The following is a 19,903-nucleotide window of genomic DNA, read 5'->3' as shown; positions in this document are numbered from 1 at the left end:
AATAAAACCAAAAATCTTCATGTATTAAGTGTTTTTTTTACAAAAAAATCATAAACTAAAAACAAAATCATCCCTATAACAACATAGCTATCTGCAAAATTAAAAGTAGGCCATCTATCAAGACCAAAAATTCCAAAAAATTTAAAATCTAAAAAATCTACAACTCCAGAAGGTCTAAACAATCTATCAATAATATTCCCCACTCCCCCTGAAAAAATCAATACAAATGAGGTTCTGGCAATACAATTTTTCTCCCTCACAGCAAGAGAAAAAACAAATATTAAAATGAAAATAGGCATTGCAAGAAAAAAAATTTTTTTCAAACTATAATGGATATTAGAACCCATAGAAAATAAAATGCCTGTGTTTCTTACATGTATTATCCTAAAAAAATTATCAAAAAAGGAAAAATATATTGAACCCAATTTGACATACTTTACAACCAAATACTTAGTAAGTTGATCAAAAAAAATTAAACTAATAATAAATACAAAAATATTGAAATATCGTTTACTTTTAGTCCTCATACAAAAATCCTTATAAATTAGTATTTTTACAAATAAATTTAACCTCTAAATCTTCTTGAATTTTAAAATCTTGCATTAATTTAATTAAACCAAAAGTTTCAGTAAAATAATGACCCGCAAAAATTAAGCTCACACCACATTCTTCTGCTAAAGAATATATTTGATGAGAAGTATCCCCGGTTATAAACAAATCTATACCATGACATAAAGCTTCTTCAAAAAAAGAGTATCCAGCACCACTAACAATTGCAACCTTATTCACCGATTCTTTAAATTTTTTTGAAAAAAGAATATGACTACTTTCCTTTTTGATTTTTTCCAAAATTTCAGAAAAGCTAAAAGTAGAATCAGCAATAACTCCTAGATCAAACCCCCCATAATTTGCAAAAGCAAAAGAATTTTTTAATCCTAAAAAATCTGCAAATACTTTGCTATGTGAATAAATAAAATGAGCATCCATAGGCAAGTGTACCGAATAAAGAGCTAAATTATTTTCAATCAAAAACTTCATTTTATCATACATATTAGAAACAATACGCTCTTTTTTTGACCAAAAAATTCCGTGATGCGTAATTAAAAAATCATTTCCTTTTGCTTCTTTTAAAACTGAATAGCTAGCATCAACTGCAAAGGCAACTTTGTTAACCTTGGTATCAAGATTTCCTACTTGAAGACCGTTTAAATTTTTATCAACATGCTCATACTTCTTTATATCAAAAATTGAATTAAGTTTAAAAGACAAATCTCTTACATTCAAATCAAATTCTCCAAATCAAGGCATAACTTTGACCTTCCCTTACTCTTCTATAAGAATAAAGATTTTTCAAACAATATGTACAAAGTTTTGAATTATAAATATTTAAATTAAAACTAGAAAGCAAGCCCAAATTAAAATTAGCATTATCAAAATATATTTTACTATCTCTTTTAACAAAAGAAGTAAGTAATAAATTTTTACTAAATTTATTACTTACTTCTTTCAAGAAAATTTCAGAAACTTCATAACAACAAGATCTGTTATAAGGTCCAAAAACAATTTTTAAATCTTCAAAAGTTGATCCCATTTTTTCAAACATAAACAACATTTTTAAAATAATCAAGTTAAAGCTTCCTTTATATCCACTGTGAATAATTCCTATAAACTTTTTCACTGAATCATAAAAGTATATTGGAAGACAGTCTGCAAAGTATGCAACAAGAGCTACATCTAAAGAACTAGATATTAGACCATCTCCTTCTTGAAAATTTATAAAATCATCTTCAACTTTATAAATAATATCTGTATGCAATTGCTTTAAATATTTTATTTTTTTTGACTTGGGAACAAAGTTTAAATTATCATTACTAAGTTCTCTTAAATTTATGCTAAAAGGTTTCTTAGTATAAATCATTTTAACATCATCAGCTACCCTAAATTCATAATAAAGTCCATGATCTATTGTTTTCATAATCTAAATTCTTCTCCCAAATAAAGCTTCTTGGCTTTTTCACTGCTTACTATATAATTAACATCACCCTTGTCAAGCACTTGCCCTTGATAAACAATATAAGCTCTATCAATTATATCAAAAGCATCTCTTACATTATGATCAGTAATAAGAACTCCAATGTTTCTTTCTTTTAAAATTTTTATAATATTCTTTATATCTCCAATCGCAATAGGATCAATACCAGCAAAAGGTTCATCCAAGAGTAAAAAATGGGGATTTACAGCCAAAGCCCTTGCTATCTCTGCACGCCTTCTCTCTCCCCCAGAAAGAGTATAAGCTTTTTGGCTTTGTATTCTTTTTATCTCAAATTCTTTAAGTAAATTCACAAGTTCTATTTTGCGCTCAGCCTTAGATAGATCCTCTCTTCTCTCTAAAGCAACCATAATATTCTCTTCGACTGTAAGTTCTCTAAAAATTGAAGCATCTTGGGGAAGATACACAATTCCTATCCGAGCACGTTCATACATATTAAGATATGAGATGTTGTAATCATTTATTAAAACTTTGCCCGCATTAGGCCTAATAAAGCCTACAATAGTATAAAATGTTGTTGTTTTTCCGGCTCCATTTGGACCAAGAAGCCCCACAACTTCGCCCTTATGAACATCAATCGTGATACCATTAACAGCAAATTTTTCACCATACTTTTTAACAATGTTATCTGCTTTTAAAACAATATTATTGACAGAATTAAGATCAAGACTTTCCTTGATCTCTTTTATTTTATTTTTTTTCTTCAGAAACATCATCTTCAACTTGAGTAAACTCTCCCTCAACACTTCCCTCAAGTTTATACCTATTGGTTTTTGTATTAAAAATGATTCTTGAAGCAGAATAATAGTTATCTTTCTGGTAAATTACTGGAACCCCCTCAAGAATCATTTCTTTTTCTTCTTTATTATAAGTCCCATTCTCAGCTCTTGCAAAAGTATCGTCCTTATATATTTTAACAGAATATTGCATAATATAAACATTAGCTTTATTACTACCCTCAACTCTTTCCGCTTTAATAACCATATTATTTTCTAAGTCTTCAAGCTCAACCCCTTTTTGAAGATAAAAATTATCTAATTTTCTATTAAAAAACAAAAATTGAGCCTTAACATGCATCTTATTCTTATAATCTTCATAAAAAACATTACCTCGGGCTTCAAGATAAGAGCCATTTTCTCCATAAATTTCAATTTCATCTGCTTTAAGTTTAAAATCTAACGAAATGACCTCTGAATTTCCTTTTAAAACAATCTTTTTATAAAAAGAAGACACTACCCCTTGTGCAAAATCTGACTTAAAGGTAAAATTAGTATTTTTTTCTTCGCCTCCCTTAAGCATTTCGGATTCAGATTTAGATTCTATTTGAGTTGCTTGAATATTGTTAGCAAAAATAATAAAAATCCATATTAAAACCAAATACCTCAATTCATGATCCCTTCAACCCCAGAATCAAAATAAAAAACATTGCTTTTTATAAAATAAGAAAATCCTTTTCCCTTTATTTTGCTATCATTAAACCTAATTAATACTAGCTCATTTGGGGGAGATTGCAATTTTTTGTCTTTATTCTTCCATAAAAGCCTATTTGAATTAAGCAAATAATAATTATTTTTTTCCTCTATTTTAAATTCTACGGAATCTCTCATATCCAAATCCTTCGTAATATAAGAACCTTCCAAATTATTAAACTTTCCTGAAATTTCATTATCTAGAGAATGATACAAAAACCTTCCATTTTCTGCCTTATAAATTTTATAGTCATTAAAATAACTAAAACTTAAAGACTCTAAAACAGCTTGTTCTTTATTGTATACAACATCATAATATTTGATTCCTAATATTTGTATCGAAGGAAATTTTTTAGCCACATCAGACCTATTAGAATATTCATCATAATCGAAAGTACAAGCAAAAAACAAAAATAACGAATAAAGCCTAAGTATTCTCATAAACATTTTTTACAAGACTAAAAATTTTTTATTTTAATTAAAAATCTATTAAACATAACATTGAAAACCTTATTAAACAAAATATATTTACATAATCAATTATAATGTAAAGCATGAAAGCAAAATAAAAACATTACTCTCAAAAACAGTCTTTCGTATAAAAATTCTCCTAAAAATGTAAAATAATTAAAACAAAAGTACAAAAATTGTTCTTATTTTATATTGGAATTAAATTGGCAATTTAAAATTTATACCTTTAAAGAAATCAATTTATAAAAATTAACAATAATAATGTTCACATTCATCATCTCTTTTATAGTTTAAAATTTCACTATCTTTAAACCAAATTGGTATTTCACGAATCGCATCGGCCTCATTTGCAGATGCATGAATTACATTATAAATTGAAAAACCTTTTTCATTTGAATATCTAAAACTGTGGTAAGAAAAATCTCCGCGTATTGTTCCAGGAATAGCTAATTTTGGCTCAGTAGCGCCACAAAGCTTTCTAACAACCTCAATGCTTTCAACTCCTTCAACAACAAATGCAAAAACGGGAGAATTTGAAATAAATTCAATTAAAGACTTCCAAACTATCTCACTATGCCTAAAAGCAATATCATCATACAAATAATGTCTTTTTGCTAGACTTTCATCAACAATAAGCATTTTAGCAGCCACCATTTTTAAACCTACCTTTTCAAATCTTGCAACTACATTACCAATCAAACCCCTCCTAACTCCATCTGGCTTAATAATACATAAAGTTTTTTGCAATAACATTGACATAAAATCCTCCTAAGTTTAGGACATGTATTTAAAAAATAATTAAACAAATCAAAATACTTATCCAATACCTAGATTATATCTAATTAATTAAATTTATATGAAATACTATGGATTATAAATCGCTTAACATTACATTGAAAAATCAAAATATAATAACTTTTATAAAATTAACAACTACATTCCAAAAGGAAGAACTCCCATAGTTTTTAACTTTATTTCTTCTTTAACCTTAGAAACAGCATCATTTAAAGCAGATTTAACCATTTGCTCAAAAGCATCATTGTCTAAATCGTCAAAAAATTCCTTATTAATTGAAACTTTTTTAACATTAAATTCGCCATCCATCTCAATAGTAACAATATTGCTACCCGCTTTACCACAAACAGTAATTTTAGACATTTCCTTTTTAATATTATCAATATTACTCTTAACACTAGACATATTTTTCAAAAAATCTAACGGATTTACTGCCATATTTCTATCCCTCCAAAACTTCACTTGCTCCAAAAATATTTTTAACAGTTTCTAATTTTTCAAAATCCTTTTCAAGGTTTTTAAAATTTTTCTGAAACACAATATTTAAATTGGGAAATTCTTTATAAAATTCAGATCTTATCTCACCTTTATAATTTTGAAGCTCATTATACTCAAATTCACTAAAAACCTTATAATAAAGGACATTGTCATCAATAACAACTTCTCCTGAATGAACTAAAGTTTGAATATATCTTGAAACAATATAAATAAATTTATCTCTTATATCAATAAAATCATTTGTTTTATTTGAATTATCATCTTCAATGAAAATCTCATCAATCTCGTCAATACTATCAGTCTTTACAAGATTTTTATCAATTTTTGTTGACAAATTTTCATCACAACTAGCTTCCTCTTTTTCTAAAGATTTTATTTCAGAAAATCCATATTCTAAACTAGGTTTTTCTGAAATAAAAGTTGCGTTAGCTTTACCATTCTTATTTGCTAAAACATCAAAATTGTTTGAATCTAAAGTCATATTTTCTAACAAATTGTCTTCAAGATTTTGAATTTGTTTTATTAAAATATGATTTGGAATATAATTTTTAAGTCTTAAAATTTTAATAAAATTAATCTCAAGTTCATACCTTGGATTAATTGAAAATTGCAAATCCCTGTAAGTTTCAAGTAAAACAACAATAATTCTCTCAAGATAGTTTAAATCAAACTCAATTAATTTTTTTCTCAAATCCTCAGACTTAATTCCAATAAACTCAAAATTTTTAATACCTATCTTTAAAAATAATGCTTCTCTAAAAAATTCGATTGAATCTAGCATAAATTGCTCATAAGACACCCCGGCCAAAAAAATAGAATCAAGAACACAAATTAACTCTTTTACATCCTCATTAAGAATGCTAATTGACAATTTCTCCAAAAATTCATCATTGGTTAAGCCCATCTTAGATCTTATTTGATTTAATTTAATGTCAGAGTTAGTAAAAGAAACGACCTGATCAAAAAGAGTGTAAGCATCTCTCACACTACCACTACTTTTATATGCAATCCATTTTAAAGCCCCATCTTCATATTTAATATGATCTTCAAAACAAACCTTCTTAAGCATATTATAAATCTTTTCTAACGATAAAAGTTTAAAACTAAAATGCTGACATCTGCTTTTTATCGTTTCTGGCAGCTTATGTGACTCTGTAGTAGCAAAAATAAAAACAATATAATTGGGGGGCTCTTCAATTGTCTTTAAAAGAGCATTAAAAGCAGAATTGGAAAGCATATGAACTTCATCAATAATATATATTCTATATTTGGAAATCGCAGGAGGAAACATTATCTCTTCTTTAATTTGTCTAATGTCTTGAACTGAGGTATTTGAAGCACCATCAATTTCAACAACATCAAGACTGCTATCATTCTCAATAGATTTACAATTGTTACACTCTCCACAAGGCACAACTGTCGGACCATTCTTACAATTTAAACATCTAGCAAAAGCCCTAGCTGATGACGTTTTACCAACACCTCTTGGCCCTGAAAAAATATAAGCATTTGCTATCTTATTTTTCTCTATAGAATGCTTTAAAGTCTCAACAACAAAATCTTGCCCCTCAAGAGAGTTGAAATCTCTAGGACGTTTCTTAAGAGCGGTGCCTCTTGAAGACGCCATTAACTTTTTACCTCCCAATATTTTAATAAGCAAAATGCCATAAATTATACACTATATAACATATTTATATCAGAACTATTACTTTAAAAGAATTACCAAAGAATTTTATAAAACATAAAAAACATCTAAAAAAGAAAAGCTTCCCGGAAAAATACAACAAAATTGAAAGTTTCAAAAAGACAAATCCATATCTTAACATAAAGCAAAGCATCACATTTTGGCTCAAAATAAAACCTAAGACTTGCGTACTCACCAAAAAAATTGCTTACCGCTGCTACCTTCCAGTCCTGACGGGATTCAGCAACACTTGGTAGTACGGGTCCTAGGAACCGGAGAGAATGGGATTCGAACCCATGATACATTTTACTGTATACACGCTTTCCAAGCGTGCGCCTTAAGCCACTCGGCCATCTCTCCAAACTAACAAATTTTTCGTGTCCAAGAGGACTTGAACCTCCGACCTTAAGAATCGCAATCTAACGCTCTATCCAACTGAGCTATGGACACAAATAATTAATTTTTATTGTAATAAAAATCGCTATTTATTACAATAAAAACATCCAACAGAAAACGGAGAAGTTGTGAAAACTAAAATAATGATTTTTCTTTTAATGTTATCTTTATCTATTTTATCATGCTATAAATCAATCTCTAAAAAAGTTAATTCTGAATTCATAATTAAAACTAAAAATATTCAAGAAAAAGAAATACTGAAAAACAATAATATTCTCAATATAGATGCAAAAATTCCTTTTATGGAAAATACAAACTTTGAATTTGAAAATTTTATAAAAAAATGGAAAAAAGATATCGAAAATAAAATATCAAAAACCGAAAATTCAAAAAATGAATATTTTTATTTTTCCAGCTTTACAGTATTTAAGAATGAAAATATTGGTATTACATCTATCCTATATAAAGAATCCTTCAAAGAAAAAGAATCAAACTCTTTTTCCAAGTATTACTCTTTAAACTTAAAAGGAAACAAAAAAATAGAAATTTCAGAAATAATATCAAAGGATCAGTTAGACTCTCTAATAAATGTATTAAAAGAACAGATAAAACATAAGATTAAAGATTTTAACATAAAAGAAAAACTCAATCCACACGAATTGGAAAAAAAATTCACAGTAATCTTTCCTAGATATAAATATTACTTTAAAAACAACCAAATTATAATTTTTTACGACCCATTCTTAATTAATTGTAATGCCTGCGATAAAATCGAATTTCAATTCCCTATACATGAAAACACAGAAAATGAACATCAACACAAGAAACACTTGCACTCTTAATCTTAATACTTAAAATTAAACACAATAATTACGGAGAGGGTGAGATTCGAACTCACGGTAGGCTTACACCTACAACGGTTTTCAAGACCGTAGCATTAAACCACTCTGCCACCTCTCCAGAGCTAAGAAAAATTTTAATAAATAAAGTACGCACTGTCAAGATTTAAATAATTACGGAGAGAATGGGATTCGAACCCATGGTCCCCTTTTAAAAGGACAACTTCTTAGCAGGAAGCCCCATTCGGCCACTCTGGCATCTCTCCTACAACATTAATACATATTATCTTAGAGATATTATTATTGTCAACTAAATAAACTGCAAATATTAGTAATTCATTCTAAACTCTTTATAAGCTTCTATTAAATTTTGGAAATCTCCAATAGAAATGTCAACTTTAGAATAAATACATTCTTCATGCAAGACTTCTTTAACCATTTTTTCCTCATTATTGCTAAATTTTAATTCAATGCACTCGTCTTTAATTCTCCAAATATATGTATTTACCCTTATATTGTGATCAAAAATAAAAATAGGATCTCTCAAATTTAAAGAATTGTCAATAAAAAATAAATACTCCAAATGCCAATTTACTCTTAAAGATATTGCAAATTCTTCAAGCAAATTTTCAATTAACATGTCCTCACTAAACTCAAGTAATTTTAAAAATTTCAAATAAGGCTCTGGATTAAGCTCACAAAGTTTTTTCATATAAAAATAGGCATCCTCAAGATCACGATTTCTAAGAAAGAATAAGGTTGCATACAAATATATCAAGTCTAAATTAGAATAATCATTAACCATTCTCTCAATAGACTTTTTAGGAGAAAATTTCAAAAGCTCAATTGTTGCAATATGCATATTATAAATTGTATAAATATTCGGAAAATTCAAAATGGCTTTAACATAAGATGATGTAGCTTGAGTCATATTGCCCATTTTATGGAAAATAGTTGCTCTATTGTGCCAAATATACTTAGAATAATAAGAATCCGTTAAAAATTTTTCAGAAAGCCTAATGGCCCTGCTTATTTCTCCAATAGAATAAAAATAATACATTAAATAATTAACAACAAGAGCTAGATTGGCACCAAAAAAAATTTCCTCTACTTTCAAAAAGCTTACTATTTCAAGGGATTTGATATTTTTTAAAATCCAAATGTTAAGCTTAACAAGAGAATTGTTTTGGTCCAAATTTCTAGCCTCAAAAAATAATTTCAAAGCCTTATCCTTATTGCCCAACATTTCAAATAAGACCGCACTATTGTTTAAAGCCTGCATAAAATCAGATTTTTGCTCTTTAGCCTTCAAAAAACAACTTAACGCAAGTTCATATTCTTTTAAATTAAAATAAAAAACGCCCAAATTATAATTTTCAAAAGGACTTAGACCATCTTTATTTTTTTCAACTTTACCATAATCTACAAGCTTAACTAAAAAATTATATTCACTCAAAACAACAGGATAAGTATTTAACAAATATGAGAGAGCCTTATAATCCCTTTTTTTGAAATAAATAAGTGCTTTAAGCGAAAGAGAATCAAAATTCTCATCAAAAACATCTAAATTGTCAAGAGAACTTTTAAAGTCACCATTTTTATAAAAATTTAAAGCTTTTTCAAAACTAAAGTTATTCATATTTTTTAAAAATCTCCATAGGTCTTACAGAAATTTCCTTTGAAAAAGAAGTTTTATTCACACTTTTATCTAAATTGTAAGCAGCAATACTGATATAATAAAGCCTTCCATCTTCTAGTCCTGTAATCTTAAAAGAAGTTTGATTTCCAACATCAATAGGAGAGGTTAAAACACCACCGGTTTTTCCATGATAATTACCAGAAGCAACACCAATATAAATATAATACCCTTCAACACTACTATTAACAACAGGAATCCACTCAACAAAAACTTCTCTAGAGCCCGGAATAACTTTTGTTATCACAGGAGGAAATGGAGCTGCTTCGGGAACATAAGTAATCGACATACTATAAAGAGAAGGACTGCTTACAGAATCCCCACTGGGATAAAATTCAACTTTTATTTGAATATATTTTGATATTTTTGAATCTGGAAAATCTTTTTTGGGGTCAAAATGAATCCACGCTCCAGTTAAATTTTTCTTAATATTCCCATAGCTATCTGTATCATAAAATACCTTATTATCTAATCTGTAATAATAAACAATCTCTGTATCCTTAGGAACATTAGAATCAACATCAAAGGACAATACTTGAGAATAATATTTAGAAAGCTTAATAGGCTCTGTAATAATATATCCCATATTCTTTGAAAAAAAAGCATTACTAACCTCTTCAAAACTTTTATGTATTTCCAAATTTTCAACCGCACCAGTAAAATAAGTCCCCAAGGTAAAATCAATAAAATTGCCAATACTTAATAAATACCCTGATCCTTCCTTCTTATCATTTGTTATATATTCTATTGCCTGGGGTTTAGAATCTATTAAATATTCAAGTATGCCATCCCTTTGCCTATATCTTAAGGTATGTAAATGCCATTTTTTTGGAATAAAATCATCATTGCTTTTCATTCTAATCTTAATAGGATTTTTATTATCTTTTAAAAAGACATTGTTTAAAACCCAAACAAAATTTCCCTCATCGCTTTCTAATCTAATAGACTGATCCACCCATAAATTATTAATATTTTTATAGCCATCCCAACTAAAAATAATTTCTCCTGTAACAGAAGTTGTTCGATATACCCAAAACTTAATAGTGAAATCAGAGACAGTATTACCTGAGAAAAAGAAAGCTTTCTTTGTTAATGGCTTAAACTTAACAGGATTTTGATTTGAATAAAAAATTAAAGAACCGTTAGAAACATTACGAAATTCATTTGAAACTCTCAAACTCTCTGCACTAACTAAATAGTTTGAAGATGTGTCTTTTAATTTATTATCTCTTCCGATTTCTAAGCGTAAATCAATATTATTTAAATCCAAAACAGTTTTATATCTATCCAAATAAATACCAAGCAACCCCCTCATATCCTTTTCAAAAGTAATATTGCTAGAATCTTGAATAAATTTAAAATTTTTTTTTGAATCAAGTATTAACTTCAATTCTTGAGATAAAAGAACAGAAAAGTACAAAAAAAATAGCAAGAGCATTAAAATTAATCTCATTTTTGACCTTTTATTTGTTATTATTCATATTTTTAAATACCTCAAAACATAAAACACACTGTATTTATGATACAATATTATATCACAAGATGATTTCTAAAATCTAAAAACTGTCTGACATTATGGAAGAGAACCTTGAAAGTTTATTCGAAAAAGTAACACAATTCCCAACTACAAGCGGTTGCTATAAAATGCTAAATGCAAATAAAAAAATACTCTATATTGGAAAAGCAAAAAATCTAAGATCAAGAATTAAAAGTTATTTTTTAGAAAAAAATAGTCACAAAATTAAAATACTAATGAAAAATGTAAAATCAATAGAAGTTATTACAACAAACAGCGAATACGAAGCATTGCTTTTAGAATGCAATCTAATCAAAACTCATAAGCCTGATTACAATGTAAAATTAAAAGACGGAAAAGGTTATCCCATGGTAAGAATAACGCACGAAAAATATCCAAGAATTTTCAAAACTAGAAAAATAATTAATGACCAAAGCGAATATTTTGGACCATTTACCAATGTAAAAAAATTAGACCAAGTTTTAGATTTTATTAACAAAACATTTAAAATTAGAAAATGTAAAAAAAAATCCAATGCTCCTTGTCTATATTACCACATGGGGCAATGCCTTGGAGTATGCTACAAAGAAAACCTTGAAAAAGAATATCAAAAAGAACTAGACAGGGCAAAATCCATACTAAGCGGAAATATATCCGAAATATTAAGCAAAATTGACATTAAATTAAAACTTGCCATACAAAAAGAAGATTTTGAAACTGCTATTAAATTGAGAGAAACTAAAAATTCTTTAATAGAAATTAATCAAATACAAATCGTTGCAAAAACCAATAATTTAAACATAGATTATGTACATGTTCATCCAGGAGAAAATATAAATACAATAATAGTGTTAAAATACAGAAATGGAAAATTAGTCGAAAGAGATGTAAACTTCGATGAAAGTATTTTTAAACAAAATGAATTAATTTTACAATTTTTAACTCAATATTACACATCTATTAACATGATAGTGCCAGACAAAATTCATATTTTTCTCAAAGATATCGACACTAAAAATGTTGAAAAACTAATAAATGAAATTAAAAATACAAAAACAGAAATTATTAACGAAGAAACAGAAGAAACTTTAAAAATAATGGAAATGGCCATATCTAATGCTGAATTATCTTTAAGAGAATATGAAAATAAAAGTAACAAAGCACTTGAAAGTTTGAAAATTTTTCTAGAAATGGACAAACTTCCCAAAATAATTGAAGGATTTGACATTGCTCATCTTAAAGGTCAAGAAACAGTAGCTTCTATGGTTGCTTTTAAAATGGGAATTCCTTTTAAAGAAAACTATAAACTTTACAAGCTAAACTCGCTATTAAAAGGAGAAATTGACGACTTTAAGGCAATAAAGGAAGTAATCTCAAGAAGATATTCAGAAATAATCAATAAAAACTTAGAACTACCAAACTTAATTTTAATTGACGGAGGAAAAGGACAATTAAATGCTGCTTTTTCTATCTTAAAAGGACTAAAAATAGAAAACAAAGTTAAAGTCTGTTCATTGGCAAAAAAACACGAAACAATATTCTTAATAACCAACAAAAAAGGAATAAATTTACCTCAGGGACATCCTGCTCTTAGAATACTACAAAATGTAAGAGATGAGGCACACAGAAAAGCTAACGAATTTAACAAAAAAAGAAGGGAAAAAATAACTCTATTGTACACAAAAATACATGGAATTGGAGAAAAAACAGCACAAAAAATATTAAAATCAATTGGAACCTATAAAGATATACTACCTTTAAGTGAAAATGAAATTTCAGAAAAAATAAAAGTAAATATTCAACTTGCAAAAAGAATAAAAGAATTTGCAATAAAAAATCATAATCACGGTAAATAAATTTTAAACCCAATTTAATTTTACATAACCTATAAATTAACGATAAAATTTAAAATAGATTATTTATTAATATTTTTTAAAATTAAAACACGATTTGAAATTCCAGGCGATAAAACTAAAAAAAGATCATTAACAAGCTTGTTTCTAACTTGTATATTTAAAACATCTCCCAAAAGCTCTATTTTATAGCCTCCAGAAGAACTTTTGACTAATCTAAAAAAATGAACAATCTCAGTGTAATCAAAATTATTTAACTCTTCAACAACTTCATTTATTAAATCATTAAATATTTTTTTACGCTCTTTTTTTTCTAAATTTTTAAGCTTTGAAGATCCTTCTTCAATTTTATTTAATTTAACCAAAAATTTTTCGATCCCGTTTTGAAAGTTAACATTTTTAATAATAACTTCAAATTCAAAGCCATTAGAAATATTTTTTTTACTTATTATTTCATATCTTAGATTATTAAAAAACAAAGGATAAAAAATAAAATCATCTTTTGCTTGAAATTTTAACCCATAAATCTTTGCCCTCAGATCATCATCGCTTGGAATATTTAAATAACCAAAAAATATTTCGGGACTGTTTTGAAAATTTTTAATAGAATCAAGAAACTTTATTAAAACAATTTCTGCCAATCTAGATTCAGATTTACAAGATAAAAAACAAAACAATATAATCAAACTTAATTTTTGCTTCATACATTAAAAATTAAATTTTGACTCTGTAGAACAATGCATTAAAAAATTATTATTAAGCTTTAAAATTGAAAATATTAAAAAATATGATAAATTTTGATGAATATTTTTAGAATAAATCCTCAAGTATAAATCAAACCTATATAAAATTTTCAAAACAATTTTTATTTCTGAAATCGAATAATTTTTAACTCCTACTCTATAAATTTTATTTAATGAAAAAAAAATTTTATTTTTATTCAATGCACTCTGCAAACTTCCACATGTATTATAATCTATTTGCACCTTTAATAATCTTTTAAATTGCCAAATAAGACTCATTAAGATACTAAGCAAATCTTCTCCCTGATCCAAAATAGACTTAATCTTTATCAAGCAATGAGCCATATCTTTTTTTAAAATTGAATTAAATAAAGAAAAAGTATTCTCAAATCGAACAAAACTAATCCAAGAAGTTATATCTTCATCATCAATAGTGTTGTTCTTAGCAAAAAGCGCAAAAGAATCTATATAAAATTTCAAAATTTTAGTATCTGAATTTAACATTAAAAGCATTAAGTTTATTGCAGAATCTGTAATTTTAATATTAAGATTAAAAAAATTTCTTTTTACAAATGTAAATTTATCATCATCAGGAATCTCATAAAAAACTTTTTTTATAAACTTAAGCTTATTCTTAAAATCAATATTACATGTATTACTGCTAGAAACAAAAATAACAGTTTTATTGTTGGACTTTAAAATTGCATTACATACTAGTTCTAAATCTTTTCCTGCTTTTAAAAGTTCAGCCTCATAGACAATAAAAATTTCTTTTTTTGAAAAAAAAGAATTAGAAAACAACTTCTCAGTAAATTCCAAAACTGATAGCTCTGACAAAAAAATTTTAGTAACCAAAATTTCTGATTTAAAAGCATCCATCTTGATTAATAGTTCTTTCAAATAAGCTTCTTTTAACCCTTGCTCACTACCCAACAATAAATAAACCACTTGCATTAAAGTAAATTATAATCCAAGTGCCAAATATATTATACTTAAGCTAGGAGGAGAATATGAAAGTTGCAATATTTACAGATACGTATATCCCAGAAAAAAATGGAGTAGCAACATCAATAAAGCAAATTAAAGAAGGATTTGAAAAAATTGGTTATGAAGTTTACATATTTTGTCCAAAATCTAAAAAATCTTCAAACGAAAAAAATGTTTACAGATGTCCATCCATTCAAATAAATAAAAAACTTGATGCTGTAATAGCTTTTCCCAATAAAAGAAAAATATCTAAAATAATTCAAAGCTACAAACCAGACATAATTCATACTCACTCCGAGTTTTCTATGGGAAAAATTGGAAAACAAATTGCATTAAAACAAAACATACCAATAGTTCACACAAGCCATACAATGTGGGATTATTATTTACATTACTTAGGAATTTTTAAACATTTTATTAAACCAGATAAAATGATGCGAAAACATTATAATAAAATAAAATATTTTATTTATCCATCAAGCAAAGCAAAAGAGAGGTATTTTGACCTTTCAAATAATGCTAACTATAAAATAATTCCAAATGGGGTTGACAGAAAGCTTTTCATAAAAATTTTAAGCAAAGAAAAAAAAGATGAAATTTTAAAAAAGTACAACATAAGTCAAACAGACAAAATAATCATATTTGTTGGAAGAATAAATCAAGAAAAAAACATAAATTCATTAGTAACACATTTAAAAGATCTTTTAATAAAAAATAAAAATTATAAGCTTATTATTATTGGCAAAGGAAGCGAAGAAAAAGAAATAAAAAATTTTAGCATTAGGTATGGACTTGAAAAACAAATACTGCTAATAGGAACAATTCCTTGGGAAGAAATATGTTATTATTACAAAATTTCTGATATTTTTGCCAGTCTATCAAAAAGTGAAGTATATCCAATGACAGTAATAGAGGCACTAACTGCTGGAATACCTGCTATTTTAATGCATGATAATATATATAAAGATGTAATAAAAGAAGGAATAAACGGTTTTTTAATAAAAAAGTACGAAAATTTACCTCAGTACATAGAAAAAGTAATAAAAGACGAAAAAATACTAAAAACATTTAAACAAAATGCAAAAAGATACTCTACTAAATTTTCAAGCCATTTTTTTACAAAAAAAATTGAAAATTATTACTCAGAAATTATTGCAAAAACAAAACATTAGCACAGCTTGTCAAAAGGTATAAAACATATTGGAAACTTAATTTTCATATCCAATAAAACATTTTTAACAGATTCACCAATAAAATATTGAAAATCCCAAAAAGCTTCTGTATTAATAAAAAATCGAACTTGCACAACTATATAACAAGAAGTATATTTTTCGATAATAAGAGTAGGAGAACAAATCTCAGCATTAAATTTCTTATTATTAAAAACCACTATATCCTCTATTTTATCTTTTAATAAACCAATATTTGTATCATGAGGAATTTGAAAAGAAAAAACAACTCTTCTTCTAGGATTTGCCGAAAAATTAACAACGGAATTGGATGTGAGCTTGCTGTTAGGAATTTTAATAATTTCTTCGTTAAATGTTTTGAGCGTAGTAAAAAAAATCTGAACAGCCTCAACCAACCCTTCAACATCTTCACATTTAATATGATCTCCGCACTTAAAAAACTTAGAATTTAAAACAATAATTCCGCTAACAAAATTAGATAAAATGCCTTGAGCAGCAAGCCCAATAGCAATCCCTAATGATCCAAATACAGCAATAATAGAAGTTGTAGGTACTCCAAGATATGGCAATATTATTAAGACAATAACAAAATCTGTCAATATTTTGAAAAAAGATTTTAAAAAGTTAAAAACTGTAGCCTCTAACTTCTCTTCCAATCTAGACTTTTCCAAAGTCTTAAATAAGATTTTACCCATTTTCTTAACTATTAATTTTAAAAAATACCACAAAGATATCGCAATCGAAACTTTTAGACCATAACCTAAAATACCCTCAATAATATGATTAAAATAATCTTGAAATATTAAAAACTCTTTAAACAAACTAGACTTTCCTTCTAAGCTTCATATAAATTAATTGAATTATAGCACAAAAAATAAACTAAACTTCCCAATAAAACCTTTAGTAAAACAATATGTAAATGCTTTAAAACCATAATAAAGCATGTTTTTATCACGCTTTTCAACAATAAAACACACATTACAAAAAATATTTGTGGTAAAATGTTTACCAAAGGTTTTTACTAAATTTGACAAAACAAATGAATAAAAAGAAACAAAAAAGTTTATATGAAATTTTAGACTTGTTTTTACTTGTCTTTAAAACAACAACACTTACAATTGGCGGAGGATTAATAATTATATCTGAACTTAAGAAAATATTTGTTAAAAAAAGAAAAATAATATCTGAGAGCGATTTTAATAAAATACTAGCAACATCAAATGTTATTCCTGGAGTTACAGCAATTAATTTTGTATTCCTAATAGGAAAAAAATTTGGGGGTTTCCCATGTGCACTTTTACTCGTTGTTGCCGGTACTTTACCCTCCATGATTGCAATAATAATGGTTTTCCTTTACCTAAAGTTAGTACCAAACAACATACATGTCGAAAAATTTCTTGAAGGCGCAAAAATTTCTTCAATTATTATAATGCTAACAGTTATTTTAAAATTTTCAAAAAAAATGTTGAATAATTCTTTAATAAAATGGACAATATGTTTTCTTGTAATTTTTGCAATTTTTAAATTAAAAATAAGAATATCATACATTCTGCTAATTTTCTTTTTAATATACACATTAAAATATATAACAATAAAAAAAATATTAACTAAATAAAAAAGGATATCGGTTGATTTTAATAAATTTATTCATTACATTTTTAAAAATTGGATTATTAAATTTTGGAGGCGGCAATGGAATTGCAGCGATAATAAACAATGAAATAATCAATAACAAACAGTGGATAACAAAAGAAGAATTTGTCAATATGATTACAATATCAAGGATAACCCCAGGACCTATCGCCACAAACATAGCAACATATGTTGGAATGAAAACTGCAGGAATATTAGGAGCAATAATTGCCACTGTAGCATTAATAACAGCTCCAATAATAATAATGACAATAATCCTCCTAATGCTTCATAAAATCAATTTTTTAAATTATTGTCTAGAAAATTTAACCCCTATTATTGTTGCACTATGGATAATTACAGTAATCATTTTGCTCGAAAATACATATTTAAAGATAGAGAACGACAAAACAGAGTTTTTAAGAACCTTAACTATTATAGGAATTAATTTTTTTATTTTATTTTTTTATAATAAAATAAGCCCAGCATTAATAATTATAATTAGCGGATTTTTTTATACATTAATATAAATATGATTAAACAAAAACTAAAATTATCTCAAAATTTAAACTCAATTCAAATACAAACAATGAAAATATTGAGCCTTAATAAAAAAGAATTGTCGCAGCTTATATTAGAAGAAAGTGAAAATAACGAATACCTAGAAATAGACTCAAATAAAATATTTTTTGAAACATTGAAAACATATAGATTTAAAAAAAATTTCTATAAAGAAGATTATTTTATAAAAAATCAACACGACATAGCTCTTGAAAAAACACAAACAACTATTTCTTTAAAAGAGCACCTTTTGCTACAATTAAGAATTCAAAGAATAAATGAAGATGAACTTAAAATAGGTGAGATATTAATAAACAATCTAAACAGTAAAGGTTTTCATATAATAAACCCTTACGATCTTTTTAAAAAGGAAGAAAAAGAAAAAGTAAAAAAAGTAATTGAACTTATTCAGAAATTTGATCCAATTGGAATTTGTGTTCCCAATATAATAGAATCTTTAATTTTGCAAGCAAAGCATCATAAATTAGAAAGTAATATTATTAAAATTCTTGAAAAAGCAGAACTTCTTGAAAAAACTCAAGAAAAGTTAAAAGAAGAACTTAAAATAAGAAGTAAAGAATTTAACACAGCTTTAGAAATTATCAGACAAAAACTCAACCCCAACCCAACTCTTGAATTTAAAGATCCAGATGACACTAATTTCTATGTTGACCCAGACATACTAATAATAAACCACAATAACAAATTTGAAATTAAAATCAAAGAAGTTAACATCTTTAAAAAAAAGCTTAAAAGAACAACTGCAAATCTTAAAAAACAAAAAACAGCAAAATGGTTAATCGAATCATTAAGATATAGAGACGAAATACTTGCAAAAATAGGAATAGCTATATATACACTACAAAAAGAATTTCTAAAAAGGGGTTTTAAAAGCTTAAGGCCAATGAACTTTAGCATTTTGTCAGAAAAAATCAATGTATCAAAATCAACAATATCAAGAGCAATAAAAAATAAATATTTAAAATGTGAATGGGGTACGGTATTAATCAAAGATCTCTTTAGCTCTGTTGGTGGAGCAAGAACAAATGAATTTTCAAAATTAAGCATTAAAATAACAGTAAAAAAGTTATTAGAAGTAAATAAAAAGATGTCAGATAAAGCGATTTCTGTTATACTGGAATCCAAAGGAATCTCTATTTCTAGAAGAACAGTAAACAAGTATAGAAATGAATTAAAATCTGAGAAAGGAAGAACATATTATGGAACCTAAAATTCAAGCGGTTAATTTTAACTTAAATGAGAGTGAAAAGGTCTTTATTCTCAAAAAGCTAGAAAAATTTGATACTCATATCAAAAAACATGTAGAAAATTTAAAAATTACAATCAAAAAAGAACATGAACTTTTTGAATTCGACGCACATGCTCATTTTAATTGGGGGAAAATAATACACATAAGAGAAAATGGAAAAATACTTCTAAGCCTTATTGATAGCGCAATAGAAAAACTTTACAAAACAGCAACTAAAGAAAAAGAGAAAAAAAACAATAAACAAGATAAATAA

At 26.6% G+C, this 19,903-nt stretch carries 21 protein-coding genes, 4 tRNA genes and 1 other RNA gene; 7 read left to right on the top strand and 19 right to left on the bottom strand.

Annotated features, from left to right (window positions below; translation table 11 throughout):
- Positions 1–17: 17 nt before the first annotated feature.
- The 12 genes from lspA to HNP68_RS00215 form a co-directional block, all read right to left on the bottom strand.
- A complete protein-coding gene (lspA, locus tag HNP68_RS00270; protein ID WP_183219260.1) occupies positions 18–527 on the bottom strand; it encodes a signal peptidase II in 510 nt (169 codons plus the stop codon).
- 10 nt (positions 528–537) lie between these two features.
- The gene (locus HNP68_RS00265) at positions 538–1,284 is read right to left on the bottom strand and encodes a Nif3-like dinuclear metal center hexameric protein (protein ID WP_183219258.1); all 747 of its coding nucleotides are present in this window, start codon (positions 1,282–1,284) and stop codon (positions 538–540) included.
- Between the two features lies 1 nt (position 1,285).
- Entirely contained in the window at positions 1,286–1,975 is a 690-nt protein-coding gene (pgeF, locus tag HNP68_RS00260) for a peptidoglycan editing factor PgeF (RefSeq protein ID WP_183219251.1), read from the bottom strand.
- A complete protein-coding gene (lptB, locus tag HNP68_RS00255; RefSeq protein ID WP_183219247.1) occupies positions 1,972–2,763 on the bottom strand; it encodes an LPS export ABC transporter ATP-binding protein in 792 nt (263 codons plus the stop codon). The genes pgeF and lptB overlap by 4 nt, the downstream gene beginning before the upstream one ends.
- Positions 2,741–3,436, bottom strand: a complete 696-nt coding sequence (locus HNP68_RS00250; RefSeq protein ID WP_183219245.1) for an LptA/OstA family protein — start codon at positions 3,434–3,436, stop codon at positions 2,741–2,743. The genes lptB and HNP68_RS00250 overlap by 23 nt, the downstream gene beginning before the upstream one ends.
- Positions 3,433–3,960, bottom strand: coding sequence for a hypothetical protein (locus tag HNP68_RS00245; protein WP_183219243.1), 528 nt, complete (start codon positions 3,958–3,960; stop codon positions 3,433–3,435). The genes HNP68_RS00250 and HNP68_RS00245 overlap by 4 nt, the downstream gene beginning before the upstream one ends.
- Before the next feature lie 279 nt (positions 3,961–4,239).
- Complete coding sequence (locus tag HNP68_RS00240; RefSeq protein WP_183219241.1) at positions 4,240–4,749, bottom strand: nucleoside-diphosphate kinase; 510 nt, start codon at positions 4,747–4,749, stop codon at positions 4,240–4,242.
- A 174-nt stretch (positions 4,750–4,923) separates the two neighbouring features.
- The gene (gene efbC / locus HNP68_RS00235; RefSeq protein WP_004789533.1) at positions 4,924–5,223 is read right to left on the bottom strand and encodes a nucleoid-associated protein EbfC; all 300 of its coding nucleotides are present in this window, start codon (positions 5,221–5,223) and stop codon (positions 4,924–4,926) included.
- A 4-nt stretch (positions 5,224–5,227) separates the two neighbouring features.
- Positions 5,228–6,910, bottom strand: coding sequence for a DNA polymerase III subunit gamma/tau (gene dnaX / locus HNP68_RS00230; protein ID WP_183219238.1), 1,683 nt, complete (start codon positions 6,908–6,910; stop codon positions 5,228–5,230).
- 230 nt (positions 6,911–7,140) lie between these two features.
- Positions 7,141–7,237: signal recognition particle sRNA small type (gene ffs, locus HNP68_RS00225), an RNA gene on the bottom strand.
- 3 nt (positions 7,238–7,240) lie between these two features.
- A tRNA-Ser gene (locus tag HNP68_RS00220) sits at positions 7,241–7,327 on the bottom strand.
- A 16-nt stretch (positions 7,328–7,343) separates the two neighbouring features.
- Positions 7,344–7,417 (bottom strand) — tRNA-Arg (locus tag HNP68_RS00215).
- Between the two features lie 74 nt (positions 7,418–7,491).
- On the opposite strand from HNP68_RS00215, the gene HNP68_RS00210 reads away from it, so the two are divergent.
- Positions 7,492–8,205 carry a hypothetical protein gene (locus HNP68_RS00210; RefSeq protein WP_183219236.1) on the top strand — a complete coding sequence of 238 codons (714 nt, stop codon included), beginning with the start codon at positions 7,492–7,494 and terminating at the stop codon, positions 8,203–8,205.
- A gap of 31 nt (positions 8,206–8,236) precedes the next feature.
- Here the strand turns inward: HNP68_RS00210 and HNP68_RS00205 are convergent.
- The 4 genes from HNP68_RS00205 to HNP68_RS00190 form a co-directional block, all read right to left on the bottom strand.
- A tRNA-Ser gene (locus HNP68_RS00205) sits at positions 8,237–8,323 on the bottom strand.
- Positions 8,324–8,379: 56 nt separating this feature from the next.
- Positions 8,380–8,468: transfer RNA gene (locus HNP68_RS00200), tRNA-Ser, on the bottom strand.
- Between the two features lie 62 nt (positions 8,469–8,530).
- Positions 8,531–9,841 carry a tetratricopeptide repeat protein gene (locus HNP68_RS00195; protein ID WP_183219234.1) on the bottom strand — a complete coding sequence of 437 codons (1,311 nt, stop codon included), beginning with the start codon at positions 9,839–9,841 and terminating at the stop codon, positions 8,531–8,533.
- A complete protein-coding gene (locus tag HNP68_RS00190; RefSeq protein WP_183219232.1) occupies positions 9,834–11,351 on the bottom strand; it encodes a fibronectin type III domain-containing protein in 1,518 nt (505 codons plus the stop codon). Before HNP68_RS00190 ends, HNP68_RS00195 begins: the two co-directional genes overlap by 8 nt.
- 122 nt (positions 11,352–11,473) lie before the next feature.
- Here HNP68_RS00190 and uvrC point away from each other — a divergent pair, with 122 nt between their 5' ends.
- Complete coding sequence (gene uvrC / locus HNP68_RS00185) at positions 11,474–13,270, top strand: excinuclease ABC subunit UvrC (RefSeq protein WP_183219230.1); 1,797 nt, start codon at positions 11,474–11,476, stop codon at positions 13,268–13,270.
- Positions 13,271–13,329: 59 nt separating this feature from the next.
- On the opposite strand, the gene HNP68_RS00180 is transcribed toward uvrC, so the two are convergent.
- Positions 13,330–13,971 (bottom strand): hypothetical protein, encoded by a 642-nt coding sequence (locus HNP68_RS00180; protein WP_183219229.1) that lies wholly within the window; start codon positions 13,969–13,971, stop codon positions 13,330–13,332.
- 3 nt (positions 13,972–13,974) lie between these two features.
- On the bottom strand, positions 13,975–14,964 hold the full coding sequence (gene holA, locus HNP68_RS00175) for a DNA polymerase III subunit delta (RefSeq protein WP_183219226.1): 990 nt from the start codon (positions 14,962–14,964) through the stop codon (positions 13,975–13,977).
- Between the two features lie 56 nt (positions 14,965–15,020).
- On the opposite strand from holA, the gene HNP68_RS00170 reads away from it, so the two are divergent.
- Positions 15,021–16,169, top strand: a complete 1,149-nt coding sequence (locus HNP68_RS00170; protein WP_183219224.1) for a glycosyltransferase family 4 protein — start codon at positions 15,021–15,023, stop codon at positions 16,167–16,169.
- On the opposite strand, the gene HNP68_RS00165 is transcribed toward HNP68_RS00170, so the two are convergent.
- Entirely contained in the window at positions 16,166–17,008 is an 843-nt protein-coding gene (locus tag HNP68_RS00165) for a mechanosensitive ion channel family protein (RefSeq protein ID WP_183219222.1), read from the bottom strand. The genes HNP68_RS00170 and HNP68_RS00165 overlap by 4 nt on opposite strands.
- A 206-nt stretch (positions 17,009–17,214) precedes the next feature.
- On the opposite strand from HNP68_RS00165, the gene HNP68_RS00160 reads away from it, so the two are divergent.
- The 4 genes from HNP68_RS00160 to HNP68_RS00145 are packed head-to-tail and all read left to right on the top strand — an operon-like array spanning position 17,215 to position 19,903.
- Positions 17,215–17,802: a chromate transporter gene (locus tag HNP68_RS00160; RefSeq protein ID WP_183219220.1), complete on the top strand. Its 588-nt coding sequence runs from the start codon at positions 17,215–17,217 to the stop codon at positions 17,800–17,802.
- Positions 17,803–17,815: 13 nt separating this feature from the next.
- Positions 17,816–18,349 carry a chromate transporter gene (locus HNP68_RS00155; RefSeq protein ID WP_183219218.1) on the top strand — a complete coding sequence of 178 codons (534 nt, stop codon included), beginning with the start codon at positions 17,816–17,818 and terminating at the stop codon, positions 18,347–18,349.
- 2 nt (positions 18,350–18,351) lie between these two features.
- Entirely contained in the window at positions 18,352–19,611 is a 1,260-nt protein-coding gene (gene rpoN / locus HNP68_RS00150; RefSeq protein WP_183219216.1) for an RNA polymerase factor sigma-54, read from the top strand.
- The gene (locus HNP68_RS00145) at positions 19,601–19,903 is read left to right on the top strand and encodes an HPF/RaiA family ribosome-associated protein (RefSeq protein ID WP_183219214.1); all 303 of its coding nucleotides are present in this window, start codon (positions 19,601–19,603) and stop codon (positions 19,901–19,903) included. The genes rpoN and HNP68_RS00145 overlap by 11 nt, the downstream gene beginning before the upstream one ends.

This window comes from Borreliella yangtzensis (assembly GCF_014201775.1).
Taxonomy (GTDB): domain Bacteria; phylum Spirochaetota; class Spirochaetia; order Borreliales; family Borreliaceae; genus Borreliella; species Borreliella yangtzensis.
This window is presented reverse-complemented; position numbering and strand designations above follow the sequence as displayed.